Source organism: Nocardia sp. NPDC059195 (assembly GCF_042754695.1).
GTDB lineage: Bacteria > Actinomycetota > Actinomycetes > Mycobacteriales > Mycobacteriaceae > Nocardia.
On record NZ_JBHZBG010000056.1, the window covers coordinates 1 to 9589 of the forward strand.

Sequence of the window (9589 nt, forward strand, 5' to 3'; positions counted from 1 at the left end):
GAGCGCTAACCGGCGACCCGGCCGCGGACCGGCCACTTCGTGGCCGCCGCTCCCCAGGGGTCGCGGGTGGGGGTTGGGAGTGCGGTCATGGCGGATTTGGGGTTGGACGGTGTGGCTGGGAGTGCGGGACGCTGCGGGGTTCGGGGACGGCCCGCTGACATTCTTGGGAGGTGGTCCTGCCAGGATTGGGGGTGTGAATGCGCAAGTGGAGACTGTTGTCGACTTGGATGCCATTGCACACAATGTGCGGGTGTTGCGGGAGTATGCGCAGGGGGCCGCTGTGATGGTGGTGGTCAAGGCTGACGGGTACAACCACGGGGCGGTTGAGGTGGCTCGGGCCGCTTTGGGGGCGGGGGCTCGGGAGTTGGGGGTGACTACGGTCGGCGAGGGGCTGGCGTTGCGGGCGGCGGGGATTACCGCGCCTGTTCTTTGCTGGCTCAATACCGTTGATGCTGATTACGCGGCGGCTATCGCGGGGGATCTCGAGATCGGGGTGTCTTCGCTGGCGCAGTTGCGGGCGGTGGAGCGGGCGGCGCTGGTGGTGGGGCAGACGGCGACGGTGACGTTGAAGGTTGATACGGGGCTCAATCGCAACGGGGTGTCGGTGACGGAGTATCCGCAGGTCTTGCGGGCTTTGCGGGGGCTCGTCGACGGGCAGGTGGCGCGGTTTCGGGCGATCTTCTCCCACCTCGCGCATGCCGATGAGCCGGGGCATCCGATGCTGGATCGGCAGCGGGAACGGTTCGTCGAGGCGATCGCGCTGGCCAAGGAATACGGGCTCGAACCCGAGCTCGTGCATCTGTCGAATTCGGCGGCCACGTTGACCAGGCCTGATCTGCATTTCGACATGGTTCGGCCGGGCATCTCGGTGTACGGGCTCTCGCCCATCCCCGAGCTCGGGCAATTCGGGTTGAAGCCGGCGATGACGTTTCAGGCGGAGGTCGCGCTGGTGAAACAGGTGGCGGCGGGGGAGGGCGTGTCGTACGGGCATCGGTGGGTCGCACCGCGCGACACCACGGTCGCCGTGGTGCCCGCGGGGTACGCCGACGGTGTATTCCGCTCGCTGAGTGGGCGTTTCGAGGTGTGGTTGGGCGGGGCGCGACACCGTAATGTCGGGCGGGTGTGCATGGACCAGTTCGTGGTTGACCTCGGCGACAACGCGGGCGGCGTGCGGGAGGGCGACCGGGCGGTGCTGTTCGGCGGCGGCGCGGGACAGCCACACCCGCTCGACTGGGCGCGGGCGCTGGACACGATCGACTACGAGGTCGTCTGCGCACCGCGTGGTCGCACGGTCCGCCGCTACGTGGGGACCGGCCGATGACCCGGCGCACGGTGATCCGGCGCGGCGGCCTGGCGACTGCGGGGCTGCTCGCGGGGCTCGCCATCGCCCACACCCTGCGCCAGATCGGCGCCCGGGTGCTGTGGCCTGCCGAACGCGACGAATATCGCGACGAGAACTTCGCCCTGATCGACGAGGACGAACCGGGGGTGGTGCTCGCCGACGACGGTGTGTCGCTGGCCACCCGTACCTTCGGTGACGATTCCGCCGAGTTCACGGTCGTTTTCGTGCACGGATTCTGCAACAGCATGGAGTCGTTCCACTTCCAGCGCCGCGATCTCGCGCGGCAGTGGGGGTCGCGGCTGCGGATGGTCTTCTTCGATCTGCGCGGACACGGACGCTCCGGCACGCCGAGCACCGACAGCTGCACGGTCGCCCAGCTCGGCCGCGACATCGCACGCGTCATCCGCGAGTGCGCGCCGACGGGGCCGGTGGTGCTGGTCGGGCATTCGCTCGGCGGGATGGCGGTACTCGCGGCGGCCGCGCAGTTCCCCGAACTATTCGCGTCTCGGGTGCGCGCGGTCGGGCTGCTGAGCACCGCGGCCGCGGAGGTGACCGCGACCGGGATCTCGCAACTGATTCGCCATCCCGCGGTCGACGGGTTCCGGCTGGCGGTCCGAACGGCGCCGACGCTGGTGCAGTTCAGCCGCAGCGCGAGCAAGCAGGTGGTGACGCCGATCCTGCACGTCAGCTCGTTCCACGGCCCGGTGAGCCCGACATTGTCGCGATTCACCACGATGATGATCGACCGCACACCGGTCGGCACCATCGAGAAATTCCTGAAAGCGATTGAACTGCACGATGAATCGGCCGCATTGCCGGTATTGGGTGAACTGCCGGTGCTGATTCTGGGCGGTGCGCACGACGTGGTGATCCCGTTCCGTAACTCCCGCGAACTGGCGGCGGAACTGCCGAGCAGCGAGCTGGTCCGGGTACGTGAGGCGGCGCACATGCCGCACCTGCAGTTCCCGGAGGTGAGCCTGGCCGCACTCGATCGGCTGCTGGCACGCGCGGGGATCACCGACACGCGCGGCGAGGAGGCTGTCGGTGGCTGATCCGCACCAGCGTGTTCTCGACACGGTCGAGGACACCGAAGCGTTCGGCCGCGAACTGGCGGCCATCCTGCGACCGGGTGACCTGGTCGTGCTCGACGGCCCGCTCGGCGCCGGGAAAACCGCGCTCACCAGGGGAATCGCCGCCGGTCTCGGTGTCGCGGGCCGGGTCAGCTCACCGACGTTCATCATCGCGCGAGCGCACAAGGCCGGGGTGCGCCCGGACGGCACGCCCGGGGTGGCGATGGTGCATGTCGACGCCTATCGCCTCGCCGGCGACCTCGACGAACTGGACTCGCTCGACCTCGACACCGACCTGCACCACGCGGTCGTCGTCGTGGAATGGGGCAAGGGGGTTGTCGAACACCTCGCCGACCGGCATCTGCGAGTGCAACTCGCCCGGGAGCCGGAATCCGATGTGCGCACGGCGATCTGGGAATGGATCGAATAACGGGCGATCACCCGCGCACCGGTGCGCGCCGAGCGCCGATACCACCCGGTATTGTTGAGACAATCATGCTCGTACTAGCAGTCGACACCGCGACACCCGCCGTTACAGCGGGATTGGTGCACCTGTCACCTGCCGGTGAACCCGGTACCCGGCCCGCCGTGGCGACGCTCGCTGCGCGCGTGAAGGTCGACGCCCGCGCGCACGCCGAGGTCCTCACCCCGCAGATCCTGGAGTGTCTAGCCGAGGCGGGGGTGCGCCGCGACGAGCTCGACGCGGTCGTCGTCGGGCTCGGACCGGGACCGTTCACCGGGCTACGCGTGGGAATGGCCACCGCGGCCGCCTTCGGTGATGCGCTCGGGTTACCCGTGCACGGGGTGTGCAGTCTCGACGCGATCGCCGCCGACACCTTCGGTGAGAAGCGCGACCCCGGTGAGCTGCTGGTGGTCACCGATGCGCGCAGGCGTGAGGTGTACTGGGCCAAGTATCTGAACGGGGTGCGGGTCGCCGGTCCCGAGGTGAACAAGGCTGCCGACGTGCCGGTCGGTGAGGCCGCGGCGATCGCCGGGTCGGCGGCACATGTCGACTATTTCGATCTACCGGTGCTGCCGAGCGAGACGCCGTCGCCTGCCGGGCTGGTAACCGTCGCCGCGCCCGCGCTACTGGCCGCGGATGTGCCGGCAGCGCTGGTGCCGTTGTATCTGCGTAGGCCCGATGCGGTGGAGAACAGCTTCCGCACCCTCGACCGGACCGGGGCGTGAGTGCCGTGACCGAGTACCTGATCGCTCCCATGACGCTGCCCGATATCGACCGCTGCGTCGAACTCGAGCACCTGCTGTTTCCCGAGGACGACCCGTGGCAGGCGGTGTCGTTCCGGTCCGAGCTGGCCGGTGGGCACAATCGCTACATCACCGCGCGCGATGCCGACGGGATGATGGTCGGCTACGCGGGCATCGCGCTGCTCGGTGACGACGCCCATCCCGAGGCCGAGGTGCACACGATCGGTGTCGACCCGCAATGTCATCGGGGTGGTATCGGCACGCTGCTGCTCGAAGCACTGCTGGCCACGGCGGCCGAACGTGGTGGACCGGTATTCCTCGAGGTGCGCACCGACAACGCACCCGCCATCGCGATGTACGCCAAGCACGGCTTTCACATCATCGGGCTGCGCAAGAACTACTACCACCCCAGTGGTGCCGACGCTTATACGATGCGGCGCCCGGAACTGACCGCCGCGGCCGATGAGTGGGCCGCGCGCGGCAGGCAGGACGAGGTGTTGTCGTGATCGTCGCCGGATTCGACCGGGCGGCGGGCGACCAGCGGAGCGAGGCGTTGTCGTGATTGTCATGGGGATCGAAAGCTCGTGCGACGAAACGGGAGTCGGCATCGTGCGCCGTCACTCGGATGGTTCCGTCGAATTGCTCGCCGATGAGGTGGCCTCCAGCGTCGACCAGCATGCCCGTTTCGGTGGGGTGGTGCCCGAGATCGCGTCGCGTGCGCATCTCGAGGCGATCGTGCCCGCGATGCGTCGTGCGCTGGCCACCGCGGGGATCAGTAAGCCCGATGCGCTCGCTGTCACCATCGGGCCCGGCCTGGCCGGTGCGCTGCTGGTGGGCGTCGCCGCGGCAAAGGCGTACGCGGCGGCGTGGGATGTGCCGTTCTACGCGCTCAACCACCTCGGCGGGCACGTCGCGGTCGACACGCTCGAGCACGGTCCGATGCCGCCCGCGGTGGCGCTGCTGGTCTCCGGTGGGCATACACATCTACTGCAGGTCACCGATCTGGGTGAGCCGATCACCGAACTCGGCAGCACTGTCGACGATGCCGCCGGCGAAGCTTTCGACAAGGTCGCCCGGCTGCTCGGCCTCGGCTATCCCGGCGGGCCCGCCCTCGACGCGGCAGCCGCCGACGGCGACGCCCGCGCGATCGCGTTCCCGCGCGGCATGACCGGGCCCCGTGACTCGCGCTACGACTTCTCCTTCTCCGGCCTCAAGACCGCGGTCGCCCGCTATGTCGAGGCCGCCCAGCGCCAGGGCATCACTCCCGATCAGCTGCCCATTCCCGACATCGCCGCGTCCTTCCAGGAGGCGGTTGCCGATGTGCTGACGATGAAGGCCGTGCGCGCGGCTGCCGATATCGGCGTAGACACAATCGTGCTCGGCGGTGGCGCCACCGCCAACACGCGGATCCGATCGCTCGCCGAAGAGCGCTGTGCCGCAGCGGGTTTGACGCTTCGTGTGCCGAAGCCGCGGCTGTGCACCGACAACGGCGTCATGATCGCGGCACTCGGCGCCCACGTGATCGCGGCGGGCGCGCAACCCGCCGAACTGACCGTGGCCACCGACCCCGGCCTGCCCGTGTCGGTGAGTGCGCTGCGCGGCTAGCTCAGCGCCATCAGGAGTCGCAGGGCGCGGTCGTGTTCGGCCTCGGCCGAAAGGGCTGGTCCCGACACGGACAGTTCGACGGTCCTCATCGCTGGATCTCCTTCGCGGGCAGCAGGGTGGTAGCGACGATCAGGGCGAAGACCTGTACGGCGCAGGCCACCCGCGCGAGATGGAAGGCCTCCCAGCGGCTCAGTATCTCGGAGCAGGAGTTTTCGGCAGGGTTGGATGTCATCCTGGCCGGGCTGAACCAACAGCCGTGACCAGCGGCGGCTCAGCGAGCTATCGGGGCGTGCCGACGCGCTGATCGTCAGGCTGGATCGGGATTTCGTTCGTCGCGTCGGCACGCGGGATCGGGAGGCCGCTGCGGGCGGGGGCCTGGGTTGGGGAGATGTTCGGGGTGGAGGGGCGTTGCCTGCCGCCGCCGGAGGAGCCGCTGTCCAGTGGGCCGAGCTGGGACTCGGGGTAGGGGATCTGCGGGAGCTTCGGGTCGGGGCGCAGGGTGGGGGCCGTGGTCGAGGTGGGCGCGGACGGGGTGGTGGCGTTCGTGCTCGTCGTCTGCGCGGAGGTGGGCGCGCCGGTGGTAGCCGCGGGCGGGGCGTTGGTGACGCCGGTGCGTTCGGTGCTCTCCCGATTGGCGGGGGCGGGTGCCGGGGAGGGCACCAACGGTAAGGGGGACTGACGCACGGTGCTGCTCGTCCCGGCCGGCGTGACATCGGGGGTATCGGGCGTGACGGCTTGCACGCCGTAGCCGATCACCAGTCCGACCACCACCACCGCACCGACGAGGGTGCCGACCACCTTGGCGAACGTGCCACTGGGTGCGTCGGCGGCCGCGCCGCCCGCCAGTCCGGACGGTGCCGCGGCATCGGCGACCAGCGCGGCACCCTTGGCGATCACGGCCTCCGGGTCGGGCACGGTGAGCACCGGCACCTCGAGTCGCGAGTCGAGAATGTCGATGACACAAGGGATATTGGCGCACCCGCCGATCACGGCGACCGCGTCGGGGTACTTCGGCGCACGGGTGAACACCGACGACGAGAACAGCGCGATATTGCGCAGCAGGCCGCCGATGAGCTCCTCGAAATCGGGGCGGGTGAGCTCGAGCCCCTGTCCCGCGACGTGATCGATCGTGACCACGGGCGCCAGCGACAGGTGTTCCTTGGCGGCGCGACCGCGGTTGGTCAGCGTGGTGCGGTTGGGCCGGGTGCCGCGACGGGCGTAGTGCAGGTCCACCAGGTGGTGGTAGATCAGCTCGTCGATCGCGTTGCCGCTCAGCGTCGGCGTGCGTTCGGTGTGCAGGACCACGTTGTCGGTGTAATCGGCGACGGTGACGGTGAGTCCGGTTGCGCCCAGATCGATCACCGCGACGGTGGCGTAGCGGTCGAGCAGTCCGGTGTGGCGCAGGTAGGCCAGGGCGGCGGCGCCCTCGGTGACCAACCGTAGATCGCGGTGGCGGGCGCAGGCGGCCCGAATGGCCTGTGCCTGTTCCTTGTTGCGGTAGGCGACGGCGACGCTGGTCGGCGGCCGCGAACGGGCCGACTCGGCGCGACGGCCGCCGCCGGAATAGCGCCCGAGCGGTTCGCCTGCCATCGCGGCCTGGGAAACCGGTAACTGAGTGGTCATCAACTCGATCGAGGACGCCACGAGATCGCCGAGGTCGGAATGTGCCTCATCGGCGGAAACGACGCGGTAGTCGAAAGTCTGCTCGCCGGCGGGCCCCGTAGCGACCAGTGCCGAGCACACCACCTCGTTCCCGGCCGAGATGCCGAGGGATGTTCGCATGTTCACCTCCCTTCAAGCTGATGGTGCTCTCCGAGCGGATGGCGCCTTCCTGTGCTCTGTCACAGCCTGTTATGCGAACGTTACAGATTGTGGCAGGCGATGTGAAGATCACTGGGCAGTGTGGGCGTGTCGACAATGCGACATCGGCAGAACCCGACCTTGAGTGCTGGCACTCTCACGTATAGAGTGCTAGTCGGCACTGTGTAGCTGTACTTGTGCCAAGTCGACTTCTGGGCTTCGGCTCCGGCACCCGCGACGACGGGGCTGTGCGCAGGGTCGCGAGCTGACTGAAACCCGGTCCGGGGCACCAGTTCCGGACGGCCGAATTTCCCCTGAAAGTGGAGGGCTCAACGTGGCGAGCGTGAACATCAAGCCGCTCGAGGACAAGATCCTCGTCCAGGCCAACGAGGCCGAGACGACGACGGCCTCCGGCCTGGTCATCCCGGACACGGCCAAGGAGAAGCCCCAGGAGGGCACCGTCATTGCCGTCGGAGCGGGCCGCGTCACCGATAAGGGTGACCGCATCCCGGTCGACGTCAAGGAAGGCGACGTCGTCATCTACAGCAAGTACGGCGGCACCGAGATCAAGTACCAGGGTGGGGAATACCTCATCCTCTCGGCGCGCGACATCCTGGCCGTCGTCACCAAGTAAGGCCAACGCCGCATCAGCGTTCCGCCCCGGCGTCTTCACAGGCCCGGGGCGGATTGCGTTCACACACGCGGCATGAGCTCAGGCCCCGGAGGCGGTAGCTTGCGTAACCACGCAGGGGCCAGGGAATGCCGCCATCAGACTCAGGAGCTGAATCCTCTTATGCCCAAGCAGATCGAGTTCGACGAAAAGGCTCGCCGGGCTCTGGAACGCGGTGTCGACAAGCTGGCCGACGCCGTCAAGGTAACCCTCGGCCCCCGCGGCCGGCACGTGGTGCTGGCCAAGGCTTTCGGTGGCCCGACCGTCACCAACGACGGTGTCACCATCGCGCGTGAGATCGACCTCGATGACCCCTTCGAGAACCTCGGCGCACAGCTCGTCAAGAGCGTCGCCACCAAGACCAACGATGTCGCGGGCGACGGTACGACCACCGCCACCGTGCTGGCTCAGGCCTTCGTGCGCGGCGGTCTGAAGAACGTCGCCGCCGGCGCCAACCCGATCACCCTCGGCCAGGGCATCGCCGCTGCCGCCGAGAAGGTGTCGGAGGTGCTGCTCGCGCTGGCCACCCCCGTCTCCGGCGAGCAGGCCATCGCCCAGGTCGCCACCGTCTCCTCGCGTGACCCCGAGATCGGCGAGATGGTCGGCAAGGCCCTCACCACGGTCGGCAAGGACGGCGTCGTGACCGTCGAGGAGTCCTCGACCACGAACACCGAGCTCGTCATCACCGAGGGTGTGCAGTTCGACAAGGGCTACCTCTCGCCCTACTTCCAGACCGATCCCGAGACCCAGCAGGCCGTGCTCGAGGACACCTACGTCCTGCTGCACCGCGACAAGATCAGCTCGCTGCCCGATCTGCTGCCGCTGCTCGAGAAGATCGCCGAGTCCGGCAAGTCCGTGCTGATCGTGGCCGAGGACGTCGACGGCGAAGCGCTGTCGACCCTGGTGGTCAACTCGATCCGCAAGACCATCAAGGCCGTCGCGGTCAAGGCGCCGTTCTTCGGTGATCGTCGCAAGGCGTTCCTCGACGACCTGGCCGTCGTCACCGGTGGCACCGTGATCAACCCCGATCTCGGCGTCACCCTGCGCGAGGCCACCATCGAGCAGCTGGGTCAGGCGCGTCGCGTCGTCGTCACCAAGGACGAGACCGTGCTGATCGACGGCGCGGGCACCGACGACGAGATCAAGGGCCGCAGCGCGCAGCTGCGTCGCGAGATCGAGGCCTCGGACTCCGACTGGGATCGCGAGAAGCTCGAAGAGCGTCTGGCGAAGCTGGCCGGTGGCGTCGCGGTGATCAAGGTCGGCGCTGCCACCGAGACCGCGCTCAAGGAGCGCAAGTACCGCGTCGACGACGCGGTCGCCGCTGCCAAGGCCGCGGTCGAGGAGGGCATCGTCCCCGGTGGTGGTTCGGCACTCGTGCTGGCCGCCGCCGCGCTGGTGGAGCTGCGTGACTCGTTCACCGGCGACAAGGCCGTCGGTGTCGAGGTGGTTCGCAAGGGCCTCGAGGCGCCGCTGTACTGGATCGCCAGCAACGCCGGTCTCGACGGTGCGGTTGTCGTCGCCAAGGTCTCCGAGGGCAAGGACGGCTTCAACGCCGCCACCCTGACCTACGGCGACCTGCTCGCCGACGGTGTCGTCGACCCGGTCAAGGTGACCCGCTCCGCCGTGGTGAACGCCGCCTCGGTCGCGCGGATGATCCTGACCACCGAGAGCGCCATCGTGGAGAAGCCGGCCGAGGCCGACGACGACCACGGGCACGGGCACGGTCACGCGCACTGACGAGTGAGGTCAGGGAGGCCCGCTGCCGATTTTGATCGGTGGCGGGCCTTTTTGTTCGGTAGTCCCAGAGGGTTTGACGCTGTGTTTATTGGCGCGCTGGCGCGCGCGTGTCCGCGGCCCTGAGGGGCCGCCGGTTAGCGCTCGAGACTAGAGCCTTCG

General features: G+C 68.6%; 10 protein-coding genes. 8 read left to right on the forward strand and 2 right to left on the reverse strand.

Annotated elements, in window-relative coordinates:
- Nucleotides 1–184 precede the first annotated feature (184 nt).
- The 6 genes from alr to tsaD all read left to right on the forward strand — a co-directional run bounded on the left by alr (nucleotide 185) and on the right by tsaD (nucleotide 5223).
- Nucleotides 185–1321, forward strand: a complete 1137-nt coding sequence (alr, locus tag ACFXKN_RS33220; RefSeq protein WP_378971824.1) for an alanine racemase — start codon at nucleotides 185–187, stop codon at nucleotides 1319–1321.
- Entirely contained in the window at nucleotides 1318–2394 is a 1077-nt protein-coding gene (locus ACFXKN_RS33225; protein WP_378971791.1) for an alpha/beta fold hydrolase, read from the forward strand. The genes alr and ACFXKN_RS33225 overlap by 4 nt, the downstream gene beginning before the upstream one ends.
- A complete protein-coding gene (tsaE, locus tag ACFXKN_RS33230; protein ID WP_378971784.1) occupies nucleotides 2387–2842 on the forward strand; it encodes a tRNA (adenosine(37)-N6)-threonylcarbamoyltransferase complex ATPase subunit type 1 TsaE in 456 nt (151 codons plus the stop codon). The genes ACFXKN_RS33225 and tsaE overlap by 8 nt, the downstream gene beginning before the upstream one ends.
- Nucleotides 2843–2907: 65 nt before the next feature.
- Complete coding sequence (tsaB, locus tag ACFXKN_RS33235; RefSeq protein ID WP_378971776.1) at nucleotides 2908–3600, forward strand: tRNA (adenosine(37)-N6)-threonylcarbamoyltransferase complex dimerization subunit type 1 TsaB; 693 nt, start codon at nucleotides 2908–2910, stop codon at nucleotides 3598–3600.
- A gap of 29 nt (nucleotides 3601–3629) precedes the next feature.
- The gene (gene rimI, locus ACFXKN_RS33240) at nucleotides 3630–4124 is read left to right on the forward strand and encodes a ribosomal protein S18-alanine N-acetyltransferase (RefSeq protein WP_056819219.1); all 495 of its coding nucleotides are present in this window, start codon (nucleotides 3630–3632) and stop codon (nucleotides 4122–4124) included.
- A 52-nt stretch (nucleotides 4125–4176) separates the two neighbouring features.
- Nucleotides 4177–5223: a tRNA (adenosine(37)-N6)-threonylcarbamoyltransferase complex transferase subunit TsaD gene (tsaD, locus tag ACFXKN_RS33245; protein WP_378971770.1), complete on the forward strand. Its 1047-nt coding sequence runs from the start codon at nucleotides 4177–4179 to the stop codon at nucleotides 5221–5223.
- Between the two features lie 85 nt (nucleotides 5224–5308).
- Here tsaD and ACFXKN_RS33250 read toward each other — a convergent pair whose 3' ends face one another.
- Both ACFXKN_RS33250 and ACFXKN_RS33255 read right to left on the reverse strand, forming a co-directional pair.
- Nucleotides 5309–5455 (reverse strand): hypothetical protein, encoded by a 147-nt coding sequence (locus ACFXKN_RS33250; RefSeq protein WP_378971761.1) that lies wholly within the window; start codon nucleotides 5453–5455, stop codon nucleotides 5309–5311.
- A gap of 47 nt (nucleotides 5456–5502) precedes the next feature.
- Nucleotides 5503–7005, reverse strand: a complete 1503-nt coding sequence (locus ACFXKN_RS33255) for an Hsp70 family protein (RefSeq protein WP_379434771.1) — start codon at nucleotides 7003–7005, stop codon at nucleotides 5503–5505.
- 352 nt (nucleotides 7006–7357) lie between these two features.
- Between ACFXKN_RS33255 and groES the strand changes: the two genes are divergently transcribed.
- The gene (groES, locus tag ACFXKN_RS33260; protein WP_056818214.1) at nucleotides 7358–7657 is read left to right on the forward strand and encodes a co-chaperone GroES; all 300 of its coding nucleotides are present in this window, start codon (nucleotides 7358–7360) and stop codon (nucleotides 7655–7657) included.
- Nucleotides 7658–7816: 159 nt separating this feature from the next.
- Nucleotides 7817–9430, forward strand: a complete 1614-nt coding sequence (groL, locus tag ACFXKN_RS33265; protein ID WP_378971746.1) for a chaperonin GroEL — start codon at nucleotides 7817–7819, stop codon at nucleotides 9428–9430.
- The last annotated feature ends 159 nt before the right edge of the window (nucleotides 9431–9589 follow it).